The sequence below is a fragment of the Paracoccus aestuariivivens genome (genome assembly GCF_009711225.1).
GTDB classification, from domain to species: domain Bacteria; phylum Pseudomonadota; class Alphaproteobacteria; order Rhodobacterales; family Rhodobacteraceae; genus Paracoccus; species Paracoccus aestuariivivens.
Genome location: NZ_WMIE01000008.1, coordinates 1 through 24,852 on the forward strand (window position 1 = coordinate 1; position 24,852 = coordinate 24,852).

Here is a 24,852-nt window from a genome sequence, read left to right on the forward strand (position 1 = left end):
GCGGCAGCATCTTCGTCAGAACCGCTGCCTTTCGTTCCGGTGAGTAACCCAAGTCGTCGTCCTATCCCGCCCGCCAAATCTATCATTTCAGATCGAGAACGGGTGACAACTCTCCTGACATCGGGGGCTACCGCGCTATGGCGCATGAAAATGCTGGACGGGTTCGAAAAGGCCGCACTGGTCAACGCCCGAGTTTCGGCCAGCAAAGGGGGCTTCTTCCAGTGGAAAGAAGGCTATGGCCCCGAGCAGGAAGAGGGCGAAGAGCTTACGATGGAAGCAGAGCCTGGCTCGTTCCAGGAGCTTCCGGCCGGGGTCGAATTCAAGGAATGGGCGCCGCAATATCCGAGCGGTGAGTTCGCACCCTTCATGAAGTCTTCTTTGCGTGCGATCGCGACCGGACTTGGTGTGGCCTATAACAACCTGGCGAATGACCTTGAGGGCGTGAACTTCTCCAGTATCCGGCAAGGCGCACTGGATGAGCGCGAGCACTGGAAGGATCTTCAGGAGTGGATGATCGAGTTACTTGTCGATCGTATCTTCCGAAGCTGGCTCAAGGTGGCGTTGCTGTCGCAACGGATCGTCGTCTCTGGCCGACCGTTACGCGCTGACAGGTTGGAACGCTACCAGGTCGTGACTTGGCAACCGCGCCGCTGGGCGTGGATCGATCCGCGCGCCGATGTCGCATCGGCCGTTGAGATGAAAAACAATCTGATGGGCAGCTTCGGCCAGTTTATCCGCGATCAGGGCCGCGATCCGCAAACCGTCTGGCGCGAGGTGGCCGAGGATATCGCCCAGATGCGCGAGGCCGGCATCCCGGATGAATACATCCTGCAGGCCATGGGCCGGAAGTTGAACCCGAAACCCCAGGAAGAAAAAGAAGAGGATGGTGGCAATGCAACCGGCTGAATTCAAACGCGGCGCTACCTTTAAGGCCGATTTGAAATTCGACGACGCTACGGAATGGGCGTTTGTCTATCCGCATGACAGCGTGTCGGCGGCCGTGAAGTTCGGACATCGGCGCTATCCTCTTGTGGTTACGGTGGACCCCGTGAACTTTAAAATCACTGCCACGGCTGCAGACACCTCGGCGTGGCCGCTTACCGGCACCGAGCACGCCAGCTTTGATTACTGGATCACCAAGGACGGCGAGCTGCTGCCCTTTCCGGGATCTAACAATATTCCGCTGAAGATCATCGAGGGAGCGACGCGCTGATGCAGATCACGATCTGGGGCGCTAATACGCAAGCTACTGTTCTGGCTTTGCCCATCCTGGGCATCCCGACCATCAAGGGCGACAAGGGTGATCAGGGTGAGCCTGGCGAAATTCCCGAGGAAGATCGCACCCGGATCGACGCGGCCATCGACGTCAATAACAACCTGACTGCCGTGCGTGCTGAAATGCAGACGGCGCACACTGAAACCGTATCGGCGGCTGGGCGGGTGGCGGAGGACCGCTTGGCGACGGGGAGTGACCGGAGCGCCACCGCTGTAGACCGTGCGCAGGTTGCAGCGGACCGTGCACAGGTGGCCGCGGATCAGATTGCAGCTGAACGTGCCCGGTCCGAGGCCGAGGCATTTGCAGCCGCTGGCGCAACTGCCGCCCATTTTTACGATACCATCGCGATCGGCCGGGCAACCGTCTCGGACGGAGCACAATTCGGCGTGCGTGCCGGTGGTGCTGACGGGCTGACGCGCTCGACAGTTTTCAGGCGAGATAGTGAGACGACCCAGTCGATGATCGTGCAGATTATCGCAGCGACCGAAGTTGCGACTGAGGCGCAGCGCCGCACCGAACTCGAGGCAGCGATCAGGCCTGATGCGGATTTTTCGGTTATCAATACCGTGCCACAGGTAGGCTATATTTATAACTCTGCACTCGGGCAGGTTCTTTCAAACTCCTCTTATCGTGCGATGTTTGTCGCTGTTTCAGAGGGTGATGTGCTTCGCCTCTCGGCGGGGGTGCGCGGGACGAGCACGGCGCTTGCCACATTTGTGGATAGCAGTGGTCGCGTCATCGATCGCCTCAACATCGGGTCCAATACCGAGACTGTTTACGAAAAGGTAATCTTGGCAGCGCCGGTCGGAGCATCCGGGCTTTGGATGACGACAGAGAACGTCGCCGCCATATTTCCGCTAGCCGAGCGTCTCGTTAACAGCCAGGCGCGGGCTCGCGAGGTGGAACCGCTAAGCGAATGGGAAAACGTTTCCATCACATGGACAAGCGGCGGCTTCTATCGGCTCGATACAGGCGCGTTCTCTTCAAATCCCAACTACCAATATGCGGTTGTCTCGGTAACTCCGGGCGAGGTCTATCGACTATCCAACGAACTGAATGGCGTAAATCTGTCGCTGGCTCTGTTCAGGGACGCAGGCGATGCGGTGCTTTATCCCTACAAACGGGGCGCAACGCCTGCCATCGCGTTTTCTGGTCAAGTCGTGGTCGTGCCTCCGGGCGCAGCGACCATGACCTTAGGACGGAACATCAATGCGGTCTCGCCTTTCTCGATCGAGCGCCGAACGGGTCGGATAGGAAGCGTCCCCGATTATGTGCGGGAAAATCTCGATGCTGTTCCGGCGATGGTGCAAGCGGCCGTTGAGCAGGAACGACAATTCTGGACGGCGGAAACGTTAGTCTGGGCCTCCGGTAATATCCGGCGTTCCGATGGCGTTGTTCTGGTCAATGAAAACTACAGCCACGCTTTCGGCGAGTGCATTCCCGGATCGACTATGCGGTTCTCGGCCAATCTTTATGGAACTGGCGTCGGGCTGGTCGTCTGGTATGGCGTTGGTGACACCTATCTTAGCGTTGAAGGGCAGGGATCGAATACAGCGCCAGTCGAATATCGTGACGTGGTGCTGACCGTTCCGGCTGGCGCGATCAGGTATGGGATGACTTACCGCAATGCCGACGGCGCCAATCTGGTGCCGCATGCTGAGGTCTCGACGATTGCGCCGAGTCTGACCGCGCTGATTGACAGCCGTATTCTCGGATCGGGTGCGGGTGGTTTCTGGTCAGGGAAAGACATCGTCTGGATGGGAACCTCAATCCCTGCGGGCGAAACCACTGGTCTGAAATATCCTGATCAGGTCGGGGCCGCATTGGGTGCAACTGTCCACAATATTGCGCGGGCAGGATCGTGCCTGCGTAACGGCGTCGCCTCTGCCCGCAATGTCGTGCCGGATGATGAATTCGGATGGGCCAATGCCAATTGGGGTATCATCACCCGAAGCCTGTCCATGACCACGGCCGAAAAACAGGCCATCATTGACAACTGGGCGACTTGGCGGACCAGATTCCGCGCGTCGTCTAGTCCTCCGGTCAACCTGTCGGCGGCGCAACAGGCTGATACGCTGAACAGCAGTTGGGAGGTAAGGATCGCCCCGCATCTCGGGCAGGGGCGCGATCTATGGGTGTTCGATCACGGCGTCAACGATGCTGGTACGGCAGATGATCTGCTGGAAGGAGAAGACGATACTCGGGATCGTGGCACGTTCCTCGGAGCGTCTAACTATCTGATCGACCTTATTCTCAACGATAACCCCCGCGCACGGATCTTCTTCATCGGCCATTATACCGATGATGACTTTGTCAGGGCCAGCATGGTGCCGGGCCAAAAGCGGGTCGCAGATCTGTGGGGGCGCCCGATCTGCCCGCTCTATGAGACGCTGGGCTGGTCTAGGGTCCGGTCAGTTACGACCGAAGGATACTGGCAGATGACCGGCAATACTGGGATATGGATGCCGTCCGGTGGCTCGATCCAGACGCTGGAAATGAATGAGGTCTGGATGCCTGACGGCCTGCACCCGGACCGGGATGCCAGTGGAACAGCGGTAAACAGGATCGTTGATGCGCTGGTTGCTTGGCTCAATGTGACTCGATGAACTGAGAAACTAGCAGGCCCTACACTGCACTCTGGCGCATCAGAAATCCTTGACAGACACTCCCCCAATAGAGAAGCCCCGCACGAGGGAGGGACGGTTTGGCATGTCTGAGGGCTGCTCTTTAACCACCGTGAGATGTCGTCATGCAGATTCTAGTGAGCGCAGTTCTTGCACGATATTCGCGATCCATTGGCTTTTTGGGGCTCGCTGCTGAGCTTCAAGTGCCGCATCAATGGCTTTGTCGTACTCCCCTAGCTTTTGATGAATTCTACTCGCAGTAACGAATGGCGCCGAAGTTTTTGTGTGGGCCAAGAGAGATAGCTCGATGGTGCGAGCAGCCGAAGTGATATCGCCCCGGGCAAATTGTCTATCCGCGAGAACCCGCAGCAAATTGCCGCGATAATAAGATGATGCTTTCCGGGATTTTCGGTAGATTATCTTTGCTTCATTCATATCGCCCGACAGGATCGCGGACAGGAATTTCGCTAAAACCAATTTGGAGGCTAAAGGCTGAATGACCAGATGCCCGCAACCGAATCCTGGGACAATTTCTACCTCGCCATTTTCTGCAATCAACCTGGCGTGACGAATGTCTTTTTCAAACATGGGGTCCGCAACTACAACTACACGACCCCCAAGATCCAGTTTGTTGATCTCCATACCCGAATTCAGAGAAGAATCGAAAAATCTGAGGTATCTTCTATCCCAACCGGAGACCAAAGCCGGATCGATAGAATACTGCGGTGCGAGTGCCAGTGTCACATCGCTATTCATCCTAGCGCTGTGTTTAATTGCCCCATAGGCGCCCATGCTACTCCCATAAGACAATCTATTGTCATAGCCAATGAGCCGCGGCGCTAGAGCCGCAGCGACTCTCTGCATTGATGAAACTGGAAACCAATTGTTTCGCTTAGCGACGACTCCAAAGACGTCGTAGCCAAAGCTCGTCAATATCTCGCCGCCCGGGATGCCTTTCTCTTTGAAGTTGTAGCCCATCGAGCTATAGGAAATTGCCGCTACCTTCTGGTTGTTGCCTTTGAAGTAGACGGACGTTTCTGCGTCTTCGTAAACCTTGTGTACCATCAAGCCAGCCAATGAAAATTCCCGTGAAAAGCAGGTTAACTGGAGGGCATCCCGGACACAACGTGCGTATGTCAATGGAGCTCGACGAGCTACCGCCAGTCGAATGCGGTCCACGGTGCATCGGAAGGGGAACTTCGACCCTTTTTATGGTATGATCTGCTCGGTGACTCCGCAGACGGGGGAAATTGTGACCCACGCAAAATCCGTATCCTTGACGCGCCGCTCAGCGCTTGGCGCGGGCGTGGGAATGTTGTGCAGCCCAGTACTCGCCCAGCCCAGTTGTGAGCTTGGCCTTCCCGGCCATGTGAAGGGCTCCGCGGTCTGGCGTGATTACGATCAGGCGGAACTGGATGCGGCCTATAATCAGACCTTTTATCAGGCACATCTGGATCGGGTGAATGACCGCCTCGGCGCGCAAAGCTTCGATCTGCGGTTCCGGCGCGGCTATCCAGATCGACTGACGTATGGTGAGCATCCGGACGAGAAGCTGGATCTTTACCGAACCGCGGTGACGCCCGCGCCGATTTTCATTTTCATCCACGGCGGCATCTGGATTCATCTGGATGCGGCGACAAGCGGGTTCGCGGCAGAAATGTTTATGGATCACGGCGCGCATTTCGCCGCGCTCGACTTTGCGCCTGTCACAGAACTTGGCGGCGATCTGGCCGCACAGGCGGCACAGGTCCGGCGAGGCATCGCGTGGATCGCACGAAATGCGGCCAGCCTCGGTGCCGATCCGGAGCGCATCTACATCGGCGGCCATTCCTCGGGCGGGCATCTCTGCGCGGTGGCGCTCACCACGGACTGGGTGGCAGAATTCGGCCTGCCCCGCGACGTCATTAAGGGCGGGTTATGCATGAGCGGGATGTATGACCTCGAGCCCGTGCGCCTCTCTTGGCGGAGCAGCTACCTTGCCTTCACTGACGAGATGGAGGCCGCCATGAGCCCGCAGCGCCATATCGACCGTATCGCTGCGTCTCTGACTATCACCTACGGCAGCTACGAGACGCCCGAGTTCCAGCGTCAGGCCAAAGATTTCACGGCGGCGGTGCAGGCCACTGGCAAGCCGGTCGCTCTTATCGGCGGCACGCTTCACCATCAGGAAACATGGGAATCCTTGGGCAATCCATATGGACTTAATGGGCGTGCCGCTCTTGACATGATGCAGATTTAGCCTCGAATTGCCCGGCACTTGTCATCATTCGGCGTGGGTGCCGTCTCCTAAGCCGCCGTTCAAGTGCGCGCAGACTGTCTCAACGTTGGTCGCCGCCATATTGTGCTGGAAAGCCAGACTGCGGCGACCGACGAGCTAAACGGAGGCTTGACAACCCCTCAATTGCAACGGCGAACCCAATGGCGAAGCTGCCTGGAGGGCGGCGCAGCCGTGCACCGCCCTTACGCATTCTTAGCTCGCAAACGCGATTCGCCGTGAAATCTCGCCAGAGGAACACGGCGCAGTTGCGCAGCCTAATGCCCCCAAACCTTATGAGGGCGGCATGAACCTTCCGAGCATAGTCGGGGCATTTCTGACCCGATCCATCACTCCTGAACAGATCAACGCGCGCACTCGCGATGGCGGCGAATTTCGACACATCGGCGAAGTGCGGCAGATCGATTTCGAAAGCAGAACGGTCGAGCTCGCTTTTTCCAGCGAGACGCCCGTGCAGCGCTGGTTCGGGGATGAGGTGCTGGACCATTCCGCCGCCGCGATCAGGCTTGACCGTCTGCGCGGTGGCGCGGCGCTGCTGGTCAACCATGATTGGAATGATCACATCGGCGTGGTGGAAAACGTCGAAATCGGCGAGGACCGGATCGGTCGCGCCAAGGTACGTTTTGGTCGCGGTCCCCGTGCATCCGACATTTTGCAGGACGTGGTCGATGGCGTGAAGAGGCATGTTTCCTTTGGCTATGCCGTCCATGCCATCGAGGTCGAAAAACGGGCAGGACAGCCCGATCTGATCCGCGTCACCGATTGGGAACCCTATGAGATTTCGCTGGTCAGCGTACCTGCCGATCCAACCGTCGGCGTCGGTCGAGCACATGAAATTGCGCCAGAGGAACCGGGCAAGCACCCGGCGCAGTCTGCCCTCACGCGGGCAGCGCCCGATCCGAAACCCGAGAATGGAAATGGCTCGATGAAAAAGAAACTCGTTCGCAACGCCTCGGGCCAGCTCGTGTGGGCTGAGGTCGATGAAGCCGGCGCAGTTGTCCGTGAACTGGAAGTGGTCGAGGAAGCCGGGGCTGAACGCGGTGCGGGTGAAGCTGCCGAACGCGCCCGGACTGCCTCAATCCTCGAGATGGGCCGTCAGTACGGTGCCGCAGAACTAGCTGCAACCGCAGTCCGCGATGGTCGCAACGTCGATCAATTCCGCGCAGCGCTGTTGGAGCAGATGGCTGCAAATCGCGGCCGGGCGGTGACAGAAGGCGGGGATCAGCTTGGCCTGACCGAGCGTGAAGTGCAGCGCTATTCATTTATGCGCCTATTCCAGGCACTGACGAATCCCAATGACCGCAGTCTGCGCGAGGCTGCCGCCTTCGAATTCGAATGTGCGACAGCTGCTGCCGAGCGTGCGGAACGAAGCCCGAAAGGGACGTTGATTCCTGTCGACGTGCTGACCCGAGCCCTGAACACCGGCACCGGAAATACCGGTTCTGGAGACACTGGTGGTGTGCTCGTCACAACCGAATTGCTGTCGCAGTCCTTTGTCGACATGCTTCGCAATCGCACGACGCTACTACAGCTCGCCACGCCGATCGGTGGTCTGGTCGGCAATATCGACGTTCCCACCCAAGCTGGTGGCGCAAGCGGCTACTGGCTGGGCGAGGATGACGAGGCGACGCTGTCGACCATGTCCTTCGATCAATTCGGCCTGCGCCCGAAGACTGTCGCCGGCATGACCGAGGTCACGCGTAAGCTGATCATGCAATCCAGCCTCGATGTCGAAGCCATGATGCGCCGTGATCTGTCGGCCGCGCTGGCGCAGGCGGTCGACTATGCCGGCTATTATGGCAAAGGCACGGATCACACGCCGCGCGGCATCGCCATGACGCCGGGTCTGAACGCGGTCGATTTCGCTGCCACCAACCCGACCTATGCCGAACTGGTCGGGATGGAGACGGAGATCTCGGCCGACAATGCCGATGTGAACAACATGGCCTATGTCTTCAATGCCCGCATGCGCGGCCATCTGAAGACCACGCCGAAATTCACCTCGGGTACCGATCAGGGCGTGATCTGGGAGCCCGGTGCCACCGTGAACGGCTACCGTACCGAAGTCACCAACCAGATCGCCAATGGCGACGTGTTCCACGGCAATTTCGGTGATGTGCTGATCGGCATGTGGGGTGGTCTTGACGTGACGGTTGACCCCTTTACCCACTCGGCACGTGGCCGCATCCGCATCGTCATGATGCAGGACGTTGATATCGCTGTACGCCGCGTCCAGTCCCTGTGCCTGGGCCGCCTGATCCCCTGATCCCCTGATCCTTGAGCAATAGCGGGGCTGGGCAACCGGCCCCGACAGCATAGCGAGGAAGCAATGTCGAAAACCTATAAGCTGAAACTGACCTCGGCTGTCGTTGTGAATGGCGCTCCAGCTCGTGCGGGCAGCGTGGTCGAGGTCGACGACCGTATGGCCCGCCGCCTGCTTGACGCTGGCAAGGCCGATCTGGCGACTATCGACGATGTCGAACTGGGCGACGAGGACGAAGCCGCAGCAGAGGCGGAAGCCGCGAAGGCTGAAGCTGAGGCCAAAGCCGCAGTAGAGGCGGCGAAAACGAAACCCAAGGAAGGTGGCAAATGAAAGCGTCGATCAAACAGCTTGCGGCACTTGCCGCGATCAGCGCGACCGCAGGTCTGACCGGCGTCTCGATGGCTGAGTTCCACGGCCGCGCCAAGGTGATCTTGATGCATGGCGCAAGCGGTGGGGCGGGCCAGACCGTGACCGCGAAACTGCAGCATCGCAATGGCACCGACGCGTGGGAGGATATCGACGGTGCCGCATTCGCTGCGATCACCAACGCCTCGGGTGGAACCCAAGTGATTGAGGTGGACGCCGACGGCTTCAAGGATGACGTGCGCCTGCATTGCACTGTTTCCTCGGGCGCGACCGCCACGCTCGCAGCAGCCGTGATCGGTCAAAAGCAATACGGCATCTGACGGAGGGCGACATGCCTTTCAAAGAGGACCTGAGTCAGTTCCTTCAGGTTGATGAATTTGCTCACGCCTGCGAGCTTCGGCTTGCAGGCGGCATTGTTCGTGAGGTGCGGGGCATTTTCGATGAACCCTTTCTCGATGCGGAACTAGGCGAGTATCGCTTTGAGACATCACAGCCCCGGCTACTAGGCAGAGCCGCAGATTTTGACGGGGTGATCAAGGGCAACCTGATCACCATCGACGGGCGCGAGTTCGACATCATGGGGTCACCACAGATCGACGGCACTGGCATGGCGACATTGCGTTTGGCCCCGCGCCATAGACAGGCCGGCAGATGAGCCGTCCCTGGAGCAGGCGTATTCGCGGCGCTGATGTGACACTGGATCTGGAAGCAGATTTCGATCGCGTCATCAAAGAGCTGAAAGCCGACGAGGATGATGTGCGCAAGGCCATGTCCCGTGCCTTGCGCCGTACGGCCACGACTTTGAGGGTGATGTCTTCGAAGCGCGTTGTGCCAGAGTTACAGTTGCGGAAGGCTGGTGATTTTCGGAAACGGCTCAAGCAAATGCGTACCCGGATAAAGCGCAACCATGGTGAGGTCGGAATCTGGGTGGGCTTGAACGACATGGGCGTGTCGAAGTTCAAGGGCCGCGCTAGTGAATATGCTGGCGGAGCAAAATTTCGGGATCATGAGTTCCCTGGTGCGTTCGTGGCAAAGAGCCAGGAAGGCCGCCGATCCATATTCCGTCGCAAACATGAATCTCGTTTCCCACTCGTCGAGCAGACGCTGCCGATCAAGGACCGCGCCGATGTGATCTTGGAGGACGAGGTGCTGCCTGACGCTGTCGATATCTTCATGAAGCACTTCGTCGCTGATCTTCGGGCCCGCACGCTCTATGGCGTCGGCAAAGAATGGAACGGCAGGAGAAATAGATGACGCAACCGGACACCGCCATCGATCTCGCGACAATGATCTCCTCTATAACCGCCTCAATCTCTGCCGCGGTCCCGCGACTGCAGATGGTCGAAGCCTATCCGGAAATTCGGCTCAATCTTCCGACACCAGCTTGCCTGGTTGAGCTGATCGAGCTTGAGCCAGTGGACAATCCCGGTACCGAGCAATTGGCGGTGCTCGCGCGGTTCGAGGCATATATACTGGTCGCATTTCGGGAGCTTGATGCAAAGGTTCAGGTGGCAAAGCTAGCTGCAGCCGTTGCCCACCACGTTCAAGGCGAGCGTTGGGGTTTGCCGGTCGAACCCGCGACGATTGCGGCCATTGCACCTAGCGACTTTGAACCGGAGCTTGACCAGTTCGAGATCTGGGCGGTCGAATGGCATCAAACAATCCATATCGGCGAAAGTGTGTGGCAAAGCGACGGTCCGGTTCCGCGACAGGTGCTGGCCAGTTGGTCGCCCGAAATCGGCGCAGACTATGAGAGCGATTACAGCGACATCGTCGGGGGCGCCCCGTGACGCAGGATGGATGGACCATCGCCGAACTTGAGCGGCGGCTGGCGAATGTGGTGCGCTTTGCCACGATTACCGAGGTCGATCCCGGCAATGCGCGAGCAAGGGTGACATTCGGTCGCGAGACCGCCAGCGCCTGGTTGCATTTCAGCACTGCCCGCGCCGGCGGCGCACGAGTCTGGTCGCCGCCCGTAACCGGCGAGCAGGTGGTGGTGCTGAGTCCGATGGGTGATACCGGACAGGGCATCATCATGGGGAGTCTGCCGAGCAATGCATTCCCCGCCCCGTCCGGAGACGGTGGAACCTATCGCATCGACATGCCCGGCGGGGTCTCGATCAGCGTGGCGGGCGGATCGATCAGCATCACTGCGCCCGGAAATGTCGTCGTTAATGGCGATGTGATTGCCGATGGCATCAGTCTGACGACACACGTGCATGGCGGCGTCCAGTCCGGCGGATCGAATACGAGCGAGCCGTCCGGCTGAAATTACGCCAGAGGAACGAGGCGGCCTCTCTTTGCATCATGCCGTCATGATCGGGACCAATGCCAGCACCGGCGCGGCTCTGTCGGGGATCGACCATCTGCGGCAGAGCATTCGCGACATACTGACCACGCGCGTCGGAACGCGGGTGATGCGGCGCGCCTATGGATCGCGGCTGCCCGATCTGGTCGACGCGCCGCTGAATGACGAGACGCTGGTCGATCTCTACGCCGAGACGGTCACCGCATTGGTCACATGGGAGCCACGCATTGACGTTGAACAGGTTACGGCATCGCTACCCGCCCCGGGCCGGGTGGAGCTGTCGCTGGTGGGGGTTTACACGCCGACGGGCGAGCCGGTGACGATTGACGGGATCGAGGTGACCTGATGGCCGGCACTTATACCGCAATCGACCTGTCGCAGGTTCCGGCGCCGTCCGTGGTCGAGACGATCGATTATGAAATCATACTGGCCCAGATGATCGAGGATTTGCGGCTGCGCATGCCCGCATTCACCGCGCTGGTCGAAAGCGATCCGGCCTACAAGATCCTTGAAGTGTGCGCCTATCGCGAGGTGATCCTGCGACAACGGGTGAACGAGGCCGCGAGGGCAGTCATGTTGTCCTATGCCACCGGCACGGATCTTGAGAATCTGGCCGCGCTGTTCGGGGTGACCCGACTGGTGATCGATCCCGGCGATCCTGACGCGCTGCCGCCAGTACCCGCCACATATGAGACCGATACGGACCTGCGCCGGCGCACACAGCTTTCGCTGGAAGGCTTCAGCACTGCGGGACCGTCGGGGGCTTATATTTATCACGCCCTGTCGGCGCATGGCGACGTGCTTGATGTCAGCGCCACCAGCCCCACGCCGGGCGATGTGCTGATCAGCATTCTGTCCCGCAGCGGTAGCGGCGTGCCCGGAACAGACGTCCTGAACGTCGTCGAGGCCGCGCTGAATGACGAATCCGTGCGTCCGCTTTGCGACACCGTGACCGTGCAGGCGGCCGGGATCGTGAGCTATGCTATCTCCGCCACGCTGCAGATGCTGCCGGGGCCGGATCCCAGCGTCGTACTGGCTGAGGCTCAGGTGGCAGTTGCTACCTATGCCGCTGCACAGCACCGGATGGGGCTGGATATTGCGATCTCGGGCATTCACGCCGCGCTGCACCGTCCGGGCGTCGCACAAGTGAACCTGACCAGCCCGACCGCGAACATAACCATCAGTGAGACTCAGGCGAGCTGGTGCACCGCCATCAGCGTCACGATGGCCTGACCATGACGGAGACGCTGCTTCCCTCAAACGCAACGGCCGCAGAGATCGCGTTGGACCTGACGACCGCGCGGATCGTCGAGCATGGTGCGCCGCTGCGGTCGATCTGGAATCCGGACAGCTGCCCGGTCGAGATGCTGCCATGGCTGGCCTGGGCGCTGGGCGTCGACGAGTGGGATGCTGAATGGTCGGAGGAGGCGAAGCGCGACACGATCCGCGAAAGCGTCAGCGTCCATCGCCGCAAGGGCACGGTCGGCGCGATCCGCCGCGTCCTGATCAATGCCGGCTATGGCGATGCTGAGATCATAGAGCGGTGGGCCGAGCGGACTTATGACGGCTCGTTGTTGCATGATGGGTCCGAGACCTATGCCTCGGCCGATCACTGGGCCGAATACCGGGTAAAAATGGCCCGCCCGATCACTCTCTCACAGGCCCAGAAAGTGCGCGCCATACTTGATGCCATCGCGCCGCTGCGCTGCCACCTGAAGCAGCTGGACTTCCAGCAGGTCACCTATCTTTACGACGCGACGCTGCGCTATGACGGCGCCGCCAGCCATGGAGCCGCATGATGGCAGATCTACCTGAACTCGCTGAATGGATCGCCGGGATTTACCAGATCGAGCAGACCGACCCGGTGCTGGGCGGCGCGCCCAACGAAACGACCGGTGCCGGCCTGACGAATATTCCGGCGTTGCAGCTCGCAAAGCGAACGCTGTGGCTCAAGCAGCTTGTCGAGAATGCCGGCATCGGTGTCCAGACGCTGGTGTCGGTCACGAGCTTCGACGCGATCACGGCAGGTGGCCTTTATGTTGGCGCTGGGACCGCTGCCGGATCGCCCGACAGTGCGGCAAACGCCGTGGTGCTGCATATCCCATCGAATAATGCCAATGCCGCGTTCCAGATCGCCGGCCGGATCGGCACCATTAACCGCCTGTGGATGCGGCGCAAACAGGCTGGCGCGTGGGCCGCTTGGGTGGAGGTCATGACCGGATCTAATGTGCAGACCTCCGCTACTGACGCCACCGCGGGGCGGCTGCTGAGTGTCGGCGCGTTCGGAGTTGGCGCGACAGTTTCGCCGGTGATCAGCAACATCAACGACAGTTCCCTCGTCAGCGGAATGTATCGCACCACACTTGCGGATACCGTTTCAGGGGCCTTTCCGAGCGGGGTGACCGGAGACGGACGGACCGGCGTTCTACAAGTGCACAGGCTGGATGGTGGCAGCCTGTTGCAATCATGGCGACAGATTTTCAGCGACGCCGTTTGGGAGCGTAGGTTTACCACAGCAGCTTGGACGCCGTGGCGGCGAGTATGGGACGGTGTTTCCGCAGATTACTCCGCCACCACGAATGGCTATCAAAGACTGCCCTCGGGATTAATTCTTCAGTGGGGAGGCGGCGCAACCGAAAGCGGCGGCTCGACTGCCGTCGTTTTCCCGATTGCCTTCCCGACCGCTGTTCACACCGTCGTCGTCAGCGACGTTGCTGTAGCACTCACAGCTGGCAACGCGCACATCATCTCGACGCATGGAGAGACGCGGACGGGGTTCACCGCTTTGGGAACCACATTTGACGGTTCGATCGGACCAACCCAATTCAAATACTTTGCCGTGGGGTCGTGATGCCGCTGTTCTTCTCTGGCGAAATACTTTCGTTCTTCGATAGCGATATCCATGAAGTGATACCTGACGATGCTCAGGAAATTTCGGCTGAACGCCATGCCGAACTTCTTCTTGGCCAGTCCGACGGAATGCAGATTGTAGTCAGCTCCGATGGGTTGCCGATGTTGCGCGAAAAGGATCCTCTGACAGCCGAACAACTGCTGACTGCCGAGCGTGCGCGGATGGTGTGTAGCCGGTTTCAGGCGCGGGCATCGCTTCTTCAGGCCGGCCTTCTGCAGGCGGCCGAGGTGGCGGTTGCAGAAGCAGACGCCTTGGTGCAGCTGGCTTGGGCCGACGCGGGCGAATTCCGGCGTCACAGCCCGACCATTGCTGCGCTGGGCGCGCGCCTTGGCCTGTCCGACGAGCAAATTGACGACCTCTTCCGTAGCGCCATGCAAATCACCGCGTAGCGCGCGGATGAAATTGCGCCAGAGGAAACGAGGGCGCGGCGACGCCATCCTGCGGGAAGAAATTCAAACCCGCATGTGAGGCACCATGGCCGAGATTTTCCTCCACGGCGTCGAGGTGATCGAGATCGACACCGGCCCGCGCCCGATCCGCACGGTGCGCTCGTCCGTGATCGGCATCGTCGGCACGGCTCCCGAGGCTGACCCTACCGCGTTTCCGCTGAACACCCCGGTCTTGATCGCTGGCAGCCGCGCCGAAGCAGCAAAGCTGGACATGTCCGAAGCACAGACCGGCGAAGGTACGCTGCCCGCCGCGCTGGATGGCATTCTAGACCAGATTGGGGCCGTCGTCGTGGTAGTCCGCGTCGAAGAGGGTGCGACCGAGGCCGAGACGCTGGCAAATATACTGGGGGGCGTGAACGCGCTGGATGGTCAATATGAGGGCGTCCACGCGCTGCTCGCTGCAGAAAGCGTTGTGGGATATTCACCCCGCGTGCTGTGCGCCCCCGGCTTTACGCATCAGCGGGCCCAGAACGGTATCGTCAATGTAACGCGCACTGCAGGCGGGTCCGGCTATACCAACGGCGTGCACCGGCTGACCGTCACAGGCGGCACTGGCACCGGCGCGCAGATCGATGCGACCGTCGTAGGGGGAGTGGTTACTACCGTTACCATCGTCAATCCCGGCTCCGGCTATACGACCGATCCGACCATTGCCATGCCTGGCAGCGCTGGTGCGGGGACCGGTGCGACTTTCACTGTCACGCGAGGGACCGTTGGCAATGCCGTCGTCGCTGAGTTGGTCGGGATCGCCGAGCGGCTGCGCGCCGTCATCATTTCCGATGGGCCCAATACGACGGATGCTGCGGTCATCGCCTATGCTGGCGATTTCGGATCGCCCCGGGTCTATGTGGTTGATCCTTGGGTGCTGGTCGCAAATAGCGCCGGCGCACTGGTGGCAGAGCCCGCCTCGGCCCGTGTCGCGGGCCTGATCGCTAAGATCGACAATGACCGCGGCTTCTGGTGGTCGCCGTCGAACCAGACGATCAACGGCATTGTAGGTACGGCCCGCGCCGTCGATTTCAAGATGGGCGATGCCAACAGCCGAGCGAACCTGCTGAATGAGCAGGACGTCGCGACGATCATCCGGCAGGACGGCTATCGTCTTTGGGGCAACCGCACCCTGTCCTCCGATCCGAAATGGGCCTTCCTTTCGGTGCGCCGCACCGCTGACATGCTGAACGACAGCCTGCAGCGCGCGCATCTTTGGGCCGTGGATCGCAATATCACCAAGACCTATCTGCGCGATGTCGAGGAAGGCGTGAACGCCTACATCCGCTCGCTGGTCGCGCAAGGTGCGCTGATCGGTGGCCGCTGCTGGGCCGATCCGGATCTGAACAGCGCAGCGAACATTGCCGACGGCAAGGTGTTCTTCAACTTCGACTTCTCCGCGCCCTATCCGGCCGAACACATCACCTTCCGGTCGATCCTGACGCTGGACTATCTTGAGGAGCTGATCTGATGGCTGCCCGTGACGTTGTCAAAAACCTCAATCTGTTCGTTGATGGCCGCGGCTATGCCGGTCAGATTGACGAATACAATCCCCCGGACCTGACGATCCAGACGGAGGATTACCGTGGGGGCGGCATGGATGCTCCGGTGGCACTGGATATGGGCCAAGAGGCGCTGGAAACCAGCTTCGCGCTGATTTCCTATGACGCGGACGTGCTCGCTTTGTGGGGGGTGGCTGAAGGTCAAACGGTGGCGTTTACCGCCCGCGCTGCGTTGGAAAGCTATGACGGCACCGTTAAGCCGCTCGAGCATTCGATGCGGGGCCGCATCACGACCATTGCCCGCGGGACGTGGACCCCCGGACAAAAGCCGACCCTGACCATCACCATGAGGCTCGACTATTACAAAGAGACGCATAACAGCGTCGTGACCCATGAGATCGACGTGGTGAACATGATCCGCATTGTGGGTGGTGTCGACCGTCTGGCCCAGCAGCGCGCGGCGCTGGGCATTTGATCACTATATTAGGTAGATAAGATGACCGAACTTTCGGAACCTGCCAAACTTCCCGACTACATCACTGAGAACGCTGATGGCAGTCTGTCCATCACCTTGCGCGACGGCGGGGTCATCGCCATGCGCGAGCCTATCGTCGAGGATCAGCTGGCAGTGAAGGGCAACAGCCAACAGGCTGAATTTGGCCTGATCAGCAACTTGTGCGGGCTTGCGCCGGACGAGATCAAGAAGATGACCTCGCGCAACTATTTGCGCATTCAGTCCGGGCTGAAGCATTTTTTCGACTGACGCCCAATGATGTTCGCCGGGGCGCGCTGGCCCTGGCGAGCCATACCGGCTGGGGGGCGGCTGAAATCGGCGCGATGCCAGTGAGCCGGTTTGTCTGGTGGATAGAAGGACTGCCCCGTGGCCGGAAACCAAAGGCTTAACGCGACCATCACCATTGGCGGGACCGTCGCGGCCACACTGGGCCGTGCCGTTGAAGAGGCAAACGCCAGGTTGGGCCGCGTGGGGGCCGGACTAAACTCAGCCCATAACCAGATCGGTACGGCTATTCGTCGTAATGATGCTGCGTTGGAAAAGGCCCGCACGGGCATCATAGATAGCATCGGGGCCTATTACTCACTCAAGGCGGCCATTGGTGCGCCGGTGCGTGCGGCGGCCGAGTTCGAGACCGTCCTCGAGGATATCGGGCAGAAATCAGACGTGCCCGTCGAGAAGCTCGGTGAGCTGGGTGATAAGATCAAGCAGGTTGCACGCGATACCAACCAAGGCGCGATGCAAATCGGCGCTGCAGTTGATGCATTGGCCGGGCGTGGGGCCGATCTTGATGTGGCGCTCACCGCCGCCGATCCTATCGGTCGCGCGGCTGTAGCCTATCGCGCCGCTACCGATGATCTGGCCGCCGCATCTTGGGCTGCGGTGGACAATCTGAAGGTACCGGCAAGCCAGATCGAAATTGCGCTGGACGCTATGGCGCAGGCAGGGAAAGACGGCGCTTTCGAGTTGCGCGATATGGCGACCTATTTCCCATCGCTCGGAGCGGCCTATCAGGGACTCGGGCAACAGGGCGTGGGCGCAGTCGCGGACCTCGCATCGGCCTTGCAGGTGGTACGCAAGGGCACTGGCGACGCCTCAACTGCTGCGACGAACCTGCAGAACGTGCTGCAGAAGATCTACGCACCCGCGACGGTGAAGAAATTCGGAGACGCAGGCGTAGATATCTTCAAGGAGATGGATGCCGCCGCCAAGCGAGGCCTGACTCCGATTGAGGCGATTGCCGAAATCACCGACAGAACGCTGAATGGCGACTTGTCTAAGATGGGCAACCTGTTCGAGGACGCGCAAGTGCAGGCCGGTTTGCGGTCGCTGATCCAGGGGATGGAGGAATACCGCGACATCCGTGCAAAGGCCATGTCGGCGGAGGGTGTGCTGGACGCCGATTACGAGCGACGCATCCGCACGGCACAGGGGGCGCAGGACCGTTGGAATGCGAGCGTGCAGGATCTGAACATTACCTTCGGCACCGCGCTATTGCCGGTATTGAATGATCTGCTGGATGGAATTGTGCCGGTTATCGGTGCCGTTGGCGAATGGACGGCAGCCAACCCCAAGCTCGCTGCCGGATTGGCAACTGTTGTTGGCGGCCTGATCGCATTCCGTGGTGCTCTAGCAGCACTGCGCTTTGTGGGTTTGTTGGGAAAGGGAGGGGCGCTTTCTTCCATTTCCTTCGGGCTCAAGGCTGTCAGCCTGTCAGTTAGTCCCGTCGTCGCTGGTCTCGGTAAGATACGAGCCAGTATGATGGCATTTTCGGCTGTGACCGCCATTGGCGGGCCGGGGGCTGCCCTGAGCATGATCGGTCGAGCGGCACTCGGACTTCTGAATCCGCTAAGGCTGGTGTCTCTGGCGATCAGGGGGGTAGGTATGGCTTTTGCCATGAACCCGATCGGCGCTTCGGTGGCTGCGATAGGTGCTGCAGTCTACCTGCTCTATCGAAATTGGGCGGGCTTCAAAGAATGGTTCGGGCGTTTATGGGGTAGCGTGAAAACCTACTTCACCGGCTTTGGCAATTTCGTTGCTGGCGTGTTCACACTTGATCTTGGCCGCGCGCTGGGCGGTATCAAGGACATGTGGGACGGAGCAATTGGCTTCTTTAAGACGGTCCTTGAGGGCATCGGTGGTATTTTCACCGCGACATGGACGGATATAATCGCTCCTATCCTAGATCAGTTCGGCCTGCTTGATCCTATCAAGACGGCGTGGGAAGGGCTGAAGTCTTTCTTTGCCCCAACACTGACCTTTATCTCGGATAAGTTCACTGCTGCTTGGAGAGTGATCAAGCCCATCATCGACGGGCTGACATGGGTGGTCAATAACGGTGCCAAGGTCGAGGAAGCCGTGGGGCGGTTCGGAGACCGGGCGTCCGGATTTTTCACCGGCCGGCGAGAAGGCGAGACCGCCGAAGAAGAATGGCAGCGCCGCGTTCATGGGGCCCCGCAGGCACGCGCAGTTGGCGGGTCGTTCCGTCCAGGTCCACTAGTCGTTGGCGAGCGCGGTGCGGAGGCGCTCTTTGCGAACCGTGGTGGCTTCATCGCCACGAACCGTCAGTTGAATCGCATGGCCGGTGCTGTAGCACAGATCGGCGCACTGGGCGCGGCGCTGGGCGCAACTCCGGCTGCTGCCTTGCCGCTGGATGACATCCTCCCCGGGAACCAACGCGGTGCCGCCATTGCGACCGCACCGGCCATCCCGACGCAACCGCAAATCAGCGTCGGGGGCATTACAATCATATCCAGCCCGGGACAGTCCCCTCGCCAAATTGCCGATGAGGTGTTGCGCGAGTTGGATCGCCGCGCTCGCGGGGCACTTTACGATGTTGGGGGCTTCTGATGGCGCGTGTGATGATGCGCTTGGGCATTTACAAGTTTTCGCTGGATACAGCCGCTTATCAGGAATTGCAGAGATCGGCATCCTACCGCTGGGCAAGGCAAGAGCGGATCGGCAGCAACGATGCGCTACAGTTCACCGGCATCGGTCCCGAGACGGTCGACCTGCGCGGCGTCGTGTTCCCGCTGTTCCGCGGCGGTTTGGATCAGGTCAACAAGATGCGCTTGCAAGCGAGCATTGGCCTGCCGCTACCAATGATCGATGGATTGGGAAAGGTCTGGGGGCTGTGGGTGGTCGAGCAGATTAGCGAGCGACAGAGCGTGTTCATGGAGCGCGGCGCGGCCAAGCGGATAGAATTCGATATGCGCCTGTCGCGCTATGATGGAGGGTTGCGTGCGCTCCTACCGTTCTAAAGCCGGAGATACCGCCGACAGCATCGCATGGGAAGTTTATGAGCGTCAGGATGCGGGGCTGGTCGAGGGCATTCTTGAAGCCAATCCCGGTCTTGCGCATCGCGGCCCGGTCCTGCCTGCAGGGTTGCTCATCAGCATCCCGGATGCGCTGGACCCGACACCAGTTCAGGGCGTGCGGCTATGGGGCTGACCGACTGGAAGCCGACGTTCAAAGTGCGGGTCAACGGACGGGATATGACGTCAGTATTCCTGCCGCGTGTTTCCTCAATCATGATCAACGACACGGCTGGCATTCAGGCGGATACCTGCGAGATCGTTTTGACCGACCATCTGCCGATCGCGCCGCTCGAAATTCCACCCGCTGGGGCTGAGATCGAGATCTCGCTAGGCTACATGTTTTTGGCACAGGTGGTCGGCATCTATATTGCGGATGAAGTCGAGGTGTCGGGACCGCCGGGCCAGATGCGGATCACGGCCTATGCAACGGCTCATGGCAAGAGTGATGGTGGCAAGGGGCCGATTACCGAGGCCCGAAGCCGGAGCTGGCCCGAAGAAACGTCCGTTGCCGATATGGTCGCGAAAATAGCGGCCGATAGCGGTTTCAAGACGGCAGTCTCAGACGAGGCTGGGAAGGTTGTTCTGCCGCATATCGATCAGATCGATGAAAGTGACATCAATGTCCTGACCCGTATCGCGCGTGACCAAGGACTGATCTTCAAACCGGCCGGCGGCACACTGGTCGTATGCAAGACGGGGGAAAGCACCGCAGTGAGTGGGCAGCCCTTGCCGATCATTGCGCTGACCCCCAAGCATGTCTCTCGCTGGTCAATGAGGATGGCACGACGCGTCGCCTACGCGAAAGTAGTCGCCGCGTATCGAGATTTCGCTCAGTCCGAACCGGTCGATGTCGAGGTCGAGGCCAAGCCCGAGGGGGTCACGGGTGTCGCACAGATCAAACGGCTAAAGTCGATCTATCCCAGTGAGGCGGCAGCGAGAGCAGCCGCTGACGCCGAGGCGAAACGTGGTCAACGCGCCGCGCGAACAATCCAGATGCAACTGCCAGGGCGAGCCGACTTGATAGCCGAAGGGCGTCTCATGCTGGCGGGGTTCAGAACTGGTGTCGCCGGAGAATGGCTGATCACTCGTGTTGTGCACACCCTAGGAAGCGATGGCTGGGTTTCTGCGATCGAGGCGGAGACCCCGTCTTCCGGCTAAAAGGGTACTTGATTTTGTCGGCTTTTTGATGGGCGAGCCGCTCACTAGGGGAGCGGATGCAGTTCCCACGTTCTACCTTTGTACACGATATGTCTGTGGGATTTTTTTGGCCTATGTCGGTGTAATCATACGGTTTCGAAATGATTACAAATCAGCTGCTCTACCTGCTGAGCTAAACCGGCACTGACATCCGATTAGCGACTGTCGGCGTGGCGTGCAAGTGCCGCGTGTAGGGTTATTGGTGGGAAACTGGCACGGGGGCTTGCAATCACGCAAAAAACGGACTAGATCGCGCGCACTTCACAGGTGGGGTCGGGCCGACGAGGGGAGAAATCCTTCGCAGGTCCACCGGTTGGGACATCCGTCCTGAATACCCCGCTTAGGCTCAAACCGGAAAGGACCTTGATATGGCGCTTCCTGAATTCTCCATGCGTCAGCTGCTTGAAGCTGGCGTTCACTACGGCCACCAGACCCAACGCTGGAACCCCCGTATGGCCGAGTTCATCTATGGTGAACGTAACGGCATCCACATTTTCGACCTGACCCAGACCGTCCCGATGCTGGACGCCGCTCTGCAGGCGATCCGCGACACCGTCGCCAAAGGCGGCCGCGTTCTGTTCGTCGGCACCAAGCGTCAGGCCCAGAAAGCCGTCGCCGAAGCCGCCGAAAAATCGGCTCAGTATTACATGAACCACCGCTGGCTGGGTGGCACGCTGACCAACTGGAAAACCGTTTCCCAGTCGATCCAGCGTCTGAAAGCCATCGATGAAACCATGGCTGGCGGCGCCGAAGGCCTGACCAAGAAAGAGCGTCTCCAGATGGAACGCGAGCAGGCCAAACTGCAGGCCTCGCTGGGCGGCATCCGCGAAATGGGCGGTCTGCCGGATCTGCTGGTCGTCATCGACGTGAACAAAGAAGACCTGGCCATCCTGGAAGCCAAGAAACTTGGCATCCCGGTCGTCGCAGTCGTCGACACCAACTGCTCGCCCAAAGGCGTTGATTACATCATCCCGGGCAACGACGACGCTGCACGCGCCATCTCGCTGTATTGCGACCTGGCTTCGCGCGCTGCTCTGGACGGCATGACCGCCCAGATGGGTGCTGCCGGTGTCGACCTCGGTGCTCTGGAAGCCAGCCTCGACGAAGAACTGGACGCCACCGCCGAAGAAGCGACCGCCGAAGCCTGATCGGTCACTGCCCGGCCCATGTGCCGGGCGGGTAGCCCCGCTTTGCGGGGGCTTCACGGAATATTCATCAGGCGGGGATAAGCCCCGCCTGACGCATTGATAGAACAAGGAGACATCGGATGGCTATCACCGCTGCTATGGTGAAAGAGCTGCGCGAGACGACCGGCGCAGGCATGATGGACGCCAAAAAGGCGCTGACCGAAAACGACGGCAACATGGAAGCTGCCATCGACTGGCTGCGCACCAAAGGTCTGGCGAAAGCCGCCAAGAAAGCCGACCGCGTTGCAGCTGAAGGCCTGATCGGCGTTCAGGTTGTCGACGGTCGCGGTGTCGCCATCGAGATCAACTCGGAAACCGACTTCGTCGCCAAGAACGCCGACTTCCAGCAACTGGTCCGCGAGATCACCGAAGTTGCCGTGCAATCGGCGACCGATGTCGAAGTCCTGCGCGCCACCGAGCTGAACGGTAAGCCGGTTTCGGAAGTCCTGACCGACGCCATTGCCCGTATCGGCGAGAACCTGACCCTGCGCCGCATGCATGTGCTGGATGGCAGCACCGTTGTTTCTTATGTGCACAACGCTGCGGCTGACGGCATGGGCAAAATCGGCGTTCTGGTAGCCCTGAACGGCGATGCGGACAAAGCGCAAGTCATCGGCAAGCAGTTCGCGATGCACATCGCTGCAACCGCTCCGGTTTCGCTGTCGGAAGCCACTCTGGACCCGACCCTGCTGGCGCGTGAGCTGGAAGTCCAGACCGCGAAAGCTCTGGAAGAGAACGCCGCTTCGGCCAAGCCGAAACCCGACGCCGTCATCCAGAACAACATCATTCCGGGCCGGATGAAGAAATTCGTCGCCGAGAACACCCTGCTGGGCCAAGCGTTCGTCATGAACCCCGACCTGACCGTCGAGCAGGCCGCGAAAGATGCAGGCGTCGAAATCACCGGCTATGCCCGCGTGATGGTCGGCGAAGGCATCGAGAAGAAAGAAGAGGATTTCGCAGCCGAGGTCGCCAAGACCCTTGGCGGCAACTGAGTTCGCTCTTTCCTGACGACATTCGAAACGCCGGCCCCTTCGGGTCGGCGTTTTTCGTTCCGCTCATGCTTTGGAGCGATTGCCGGCTGCGCCCGGAAACCCCCGATAGGCCCAAGTATCGCGTGCTGCCCCTGCGGCTTTCGGAATCCGGCAGGGTTCGCCGTGATCGACATAGATTTGCCGCCGACGGGTCGCCATCAGCACCGCCTGCGTCGTCGTCCGCGCGCCAAGGTTTTGACGGGCGAGCCGCAAATGCTTCTCGACCGTCGGAGCCGACACTTCCAGCCGTTCGGCTATCTCGGCGGTGCTGAACCCGATTCCTGTCAATTCCAGCGCCTCGCGCTGGCGGCTGGTCAGCCTTTGCGGCGGATCGCGATAGGGCAGGCTGGCCAGCCGCTGGTGCAGGACCACGCTGAGCAACTCGATATCGGCATAATGTTCCTGCCACAATGCGTCGATGGCGTCCTGCGTGGTGCCGGTTCTGCCGACCAACAAGATTCCGCCGCGCGTCCGTGGAACCCGATCCGACAGGCTTAGCGCGATCCCTGCCGTCATTCCGTAACGCTTGAACAAGGTGAGGCAGCGCAGTTCTGGACCGCTGAGGCTTCCATTGCGTTGCCGCTCGATCATCCAGTTCCATCCGCTGCTTCCATGCGAGCGGATGATCCAGCGCAGCATCGGAAGGTGGAACATCAGATCTTCCGCCACGATCTGCTCGATCAGGGCGTCAGGCAGCGTGGACAGTTCCAGCGCCTCGTCCACCACCTCCTTGTTCGCGGCGCGGATGATGCGGTGACTGAAATAGATCACCTGCGCAAATCCGGCCTTCCGAAGCGCGCTGATATAGGGTTGCCAGGCGTCCTCGGTGCATCTTGCGGAGAGTATGGCGTCGATGTCTCGGCGCAGGTCCATGTCCGTCCCTTTTCTGTTCCATACCAGCAACCTATATTGTGGCGGGGATTGCAAGACCTGCAGGGCTGGACCTGGCCCCTTGCCTCGTGGCAATGAGAATGCCTGCGGCCGAATTCAGGATTATGACATGCCCTTTACCATCGCCATCGACGGACCGGCAGCCTCCGGCAAGGGGACGATTGCCCGCGCGCTTGCCAGTCATTTCGGATTTCGCCACCTCGACACCGGCCTGTTGTACCGTGCAGTCGGCGCGAAGGGGGGGGATCCGGTGGCCGCTGCGCAAAATCTTGGTCCTGACGACCTGACCCGCGATGACCTGCGCACCGCCGAGGCGGGGCAGGCGGCAAGCCGTGTTGCCGCCATCCCCGAGGTGCGTGCGGCCCTGACCGAATTCCAGCGACGCTTTGCCCGCAGCGAACCTGGTGCGGTGCTTGACGGTCGCGACATCGGGACGGTGATCTGTCCACAGGCCGAGGTGAAGCTTTACGTCACCGCCTCGGACGAAGTTCGTGCCAAGCGCCGTGCGATCGAACTCGACGCGGATGTGGACCGGATCCTGACCGAACTGCGCGAACGCGATGCCCGCGACGCGGCCCGTGACGTCGCGCCGATGCGGCCCGCGGCTGACGCGGTGCTTCTGGATACCTCGACGCTTTCGATCGAACAGGCCATCGCACTGGCTATCGAGCACGCGAAGCGGGCAGGGGCCTGATCGCTGCCGACGCGGCGTTTTTCTGTTTCTGGCTCCGACGTTATTTCGCGACAGTTAAC

Annotated in this window: 28 protein-coding genes; 26 read left to right on the forward strand and 2 right to left on the reverse strand. The window is 60.3% G+C overall.

Annotation, left to right across the window (positions count from 1 at the left end):
- The 3 genes from GL286_RS13490 to GL286_RS13500 form a co-directional block, all read left to right on the forward strand.
- Positions 1-906 (forward strand): phage portal protein (locus tag GL286_RS13490; RefSeq protein ID WP_155096101.1); only part of this gene is annotated, 906 nt, incomplete at its 5' end.
- Entirely contained in the window at positions 893-1,213 is a 321-nt protein-coding gene (locus GL286_RS13495; RefSeq protein ID WP_155096102.1) for a hypothetical protein, read from the forward strand. The genes GL286_RS13490 and GL286_RS13495, both read left to right, overlap by 14 nt.
- The gene (locus tag GL286_RS13500) at positions 1,213-3,882 is read left to right on the forward strand and encodes a hypothetical protein (protein WP_155096103.1); all 2,670 of its coding nucleotides are present in this window, start codon (positions 1,213-1,215) and stop codon (positions 3,880-3,882) included. The genes GL286_RS13495 and GL286_RS13500 overlap by 1 nt, the downstream gene beginning before the upstream one ends.
- 141 nt (positions 3,883-4,023) lie before the next feature.
- On the opposite strand, the gene GL286_RS13505 is transcribed toward GL286_RS13500, so the two are convergent.
- Entirely contained in the window at positions 4,024-4,965 is a 942-nt protein-coding gene (locus tag GL286_RS13505; RefSeq protein WP_170295188.1) for a tetratricopeptide repeat protein, read from the reverse strand.
- Between the two features lie 187 nt (positions 4,966-5,152).
- Between GL286_RS13505 and GL286_RS13510 the strand changes: the two genes are divergently transcribed.
- The 22 genes from GL286_RS13510 (at position 5,153) to tsf (ending at position 23,169) form a co-directional block, all read left to right on the forward strand.
- Positions 5,153-6,139 (forward strand): alpha/beta hydrolase fold domain-containing protein, encoded by a 987-nt coding sequence (locus GL286_RS13510; RefSeq protein WP_170295189.1) that lies wholly within the window; start codon positions 5,153-5,155, stop codon positions 6,137-6,139.
- 322 nt (positions 6,140-6,461) lie between these two features.
- Positions 6,462-8,441 (forward strand): phage major capsid protein, encoded by a 1,980-nt coding sequence (locus GL286_RS13515; protein ID WP_155096106.1) that lies wholly within the window; start codon positions 6,462-6,464, stop codon positions 8,439-8,441.
- Between the two features lie 63 nt (positions 8,442-8,504).
- Positions 8,505-8,768 (forward strand): hypothetical protein, encoded by a 264-nt coding sequence (locus tag GL286_RS13520; protein ID WP_155096107.1) that lies wholly within the window; start codon positions 8,505-8,507, stop codon positions 8,766-8,768.
- Entirely contained in the window at positions 8,765-9,124 is a 360-nt protein-coding gene (locus GL286_RS13525) for a hypothetical protein (protein ID WP_155096108.1), read from the forward strand. The genes GL286_RS13520 and GL286_RS13525 overlap by 4 nt, the downstream gene beginning before the upstream one ends.
- An 11-nt stretch (positions 9,125-9,135) precedes the next feature.
- The gene (locus GL286_RS13530) at positions 9,136-9,459 is read left to right on the forward strand and encodes a head-tail joining protein (protein ID WP_155096109.1); all 324 of its coding nucleotides are present in this window, start codon (positions 9,136-9,138) and stop codon (positions 9,457-9,459) included.
- Positions 9,456-10,058, forward strand: coding sequence for a phage tail protein (locus tag GL286_RS13535; protein WP_155096110.1), 603 nt, complete (start codon positions 9,456-9,458; stop codon positions 10,056-10,058). Before GL286_RS13530 ends, GL286_RS13535 begins: the two co-directional genes overlap by 4 nt.
- Complete coding sequence (locus GL286_RS13540; RefSeq protein ID WP_155096111.1) at positions 10,055-10,594, forward strand: hypothetical protein; 540 nt, start codon at positions 10,055-10,057, stop codon at positions 10,592-10,594. The genes GL286_RS13535 and GL286_RS13540 overlap by 4 nt, the downstream gene beginning before the upstream one ends.
- A complete protein-coding gene (locus tag GL286_RS13545) occupies positions 10,591-11,073 on the forward strand; it encodes a phage baseplate assembly protein V (RefSeq protein WP_343038897.1) in 483 nt (160 codons plus the stop codon). Before GL286_RS13540 ends, GL286_RS13545 begins: the two co-directional genes overlap by 4 nt.
- A 46-nt stretch (positions 11,074-11,119) precedes the next feature.
- Positions 11,120-11,458: a GPW/gp25 family protein gene (locus GL286_RS13550; protein ID WP_155096112.1), complete on the forward strand. Its 339-nt coding sequence runs from the start codon at positions 11,120-11,122 to the stop codon at positions 11,456-11,458.
- Positions 11,458-12,345 (forward strand): baseplate assembly protein, encoded by an 888-nt coding sequence (locus tag GL286_RS13555; RefSeq protein WP_155096113.1) that lies wholly within the window; start codon positions 11,458-11,460, stop codon positions 12,343-12,345. Before GL286_RS13550 ends, GL286_RS13555 begins: the two co-directional genes overlap by 1 nt.
- 2 nt (positions 12,346-12,347) lie before the next feature.
- A complete protein-coding gene (locus GL286_RS13560; protein WP_155096114.1) occupies positions 12,348-12,911 on the forward strand; it encodes a phage tail protein I in 564 nt (187 codons plus the stop codon).
- On the forward strand, positions 12,911-13,963 hold the full coding sequence (locus GL286_RS13565) for a pyocin knob domain-containing protein (protein ID WP_155096115.1): 1,053 nt from the start codon (positions 12,911-12,913) through the stop codon (positions 13,961-13,963). Before GL286_RS13560 ends, GL286_RS13565 begins: the two co-directional genes overlap by 1 nt.
- On the forward strand, positions 13,963-14,412 hold the full coding sequence (locus tag GL286_RS13570) for a hypothetical protein (RefSeq protein WP_155096116.1): 450 nt from the start codon (positions 13,963-13,965) through the stop codon (positions 14,410-14,412). The genes GL286_RS13565 and GL286_RS13570 overlap by 1 nt, the downstream gene beginning before the upstream one ends.
- A gap of 85 nt (positions 14,413-14,497) precedes the next feature.
- Entirely contained in the window at positions 14,498-15,931 is a 1,434-nt protein-coding gene (locus GL286_RS22540; protein ID WP_155096117.1) for a phage tail sheath subtilisin-like domain-containing protein, read from the forward strand.
- Complete coding sequence (locus GL286_RS13580) at positions 15,931-16,437, forward strand: phage major tail tube protein (RefSeq protein WP_211596341.1); 507 nt, start codon at positions 15,931-15,933, stop codon at positions 16,435-16,437. Before GL286_RS22540 ends, GL286_RS13580 begins: the two co-directional genes overlap by 1 nt.
- 21 nt (positions 16,438-16,458) lie before the next feature.
- Positions 16,459-16,725: a phage tail assembly protein gene (locus GL286_RS13585; RefSeq protein WP_155096119.1), complete on the forward strand. Its 267-nt coding sequence runs from the start codon at positions 16,459-16,461 to the stop codon at positions 16,723-16,725.
- A 219-nt stretch (positions 16,726-16,944) separates the two neighbouring features.
- Entirely contained in the window at positions 16,945-19,326 is a 2,382-nt protein-coding gene (locus tag GL286_RS13590; RefSeq protein ID WP_170295190.1) for a phage tail tape measure protein, read from the forward strand.
- A complete protein-coding gene (locus tag GL286_RS13595; RefSeq protein WP_155096121.1) occupies positions 19,326-19,736 on the forward strand; it encodes a phage tail protein in 411 nt (136 codons plus the stop codon). Before GL286_RS13590 ends, GL286_RS13595 begins: the two co-directional genes overlap by 1 nt.
- Positions 19,717-19,926: a tail protein X gene (locus GL286_RS13600; RefSeq protein ID WP_343038898.1), complete on the forward strand. Its 210-nt coding sequence runs from the start codon at positions 19,717-19,719 to the stop codon at positions 19,924-19,926. Before GL286_RS13595 ends, GL286_RS13600 begins: the two co-directional genes overlap by 20 nt.
- The gene (locus GL286_RS13605) at positions 19,917-20,951 is read left to right on the forward strand and encodes a phage late control D family protein (RefSeq protein WP_155096122.1); all 1,035 of its coding nucleotides are present in this window, start codon (positions 19,917-19,919) and stop codon (positions 20,949-20,951) included. The genes GL286_RS13600 and GL286_RS13605 overlap by 10 nt, the downstream gene beginning before the upstream one ends.
- A 407-nt stretch (positions 20,952-21,358) precedes the next feature.
- A complete protein-coding gene (rpsB, locus tag GL286_RS13610; RefSeq protein ID WP_155096123.1) occupies positions 21,359-22,138 on the forward strand; it encodes a 30S ribosomal protein S2 in 780 nt (259 codons plus the stop codon).
- 119 nt (positions 22,139-22,257) lie between these two features.
- Positions 22,258-23,169, forward strand: a complete 912-nt coding sequence (gene tsf / locus GL286_RS13615) for a translation elongation factor Ts (protein WP_155096124.1) — start codon at positions 22,258-22,260, stop codon at positions 23,167-23,169.
- 63 nt (positions 23,170-23,232) lie between these two features.
- On the opposite strand, the gene GL286_RS13620 is transcribed toward tsf, so the two are convergent.
- Positions 23,233-24,081, reverse strand: a complete 849-nt coding sequence (locus tag GL286_RS13620; protein WP_155096125.1) for a helix-turn-helix transcriptional regulator — start codon at positions 24,079-24,081, stop codon at positions 23,233-23,235.
- A gap of 127 nt (positions 24,082-24,208) precedes the next feature.
- Here GL286_RS13620 and GL286_RS13625 point away from each other — a divergent pair, with 127 nt between their 5' ends.
- Complete coding sequence (locus tag GL286_RS13625) at positions 24,209-24,793, forward strand: (d)CMP kinase (RefSeq protein WP_155096126.1); 585 nt, start codon at positions 24,209-24,211, stop codon at positions 24,791-24,793.
- Positions 24,794-24,852 lie beyond the last annotated feature (59 nt).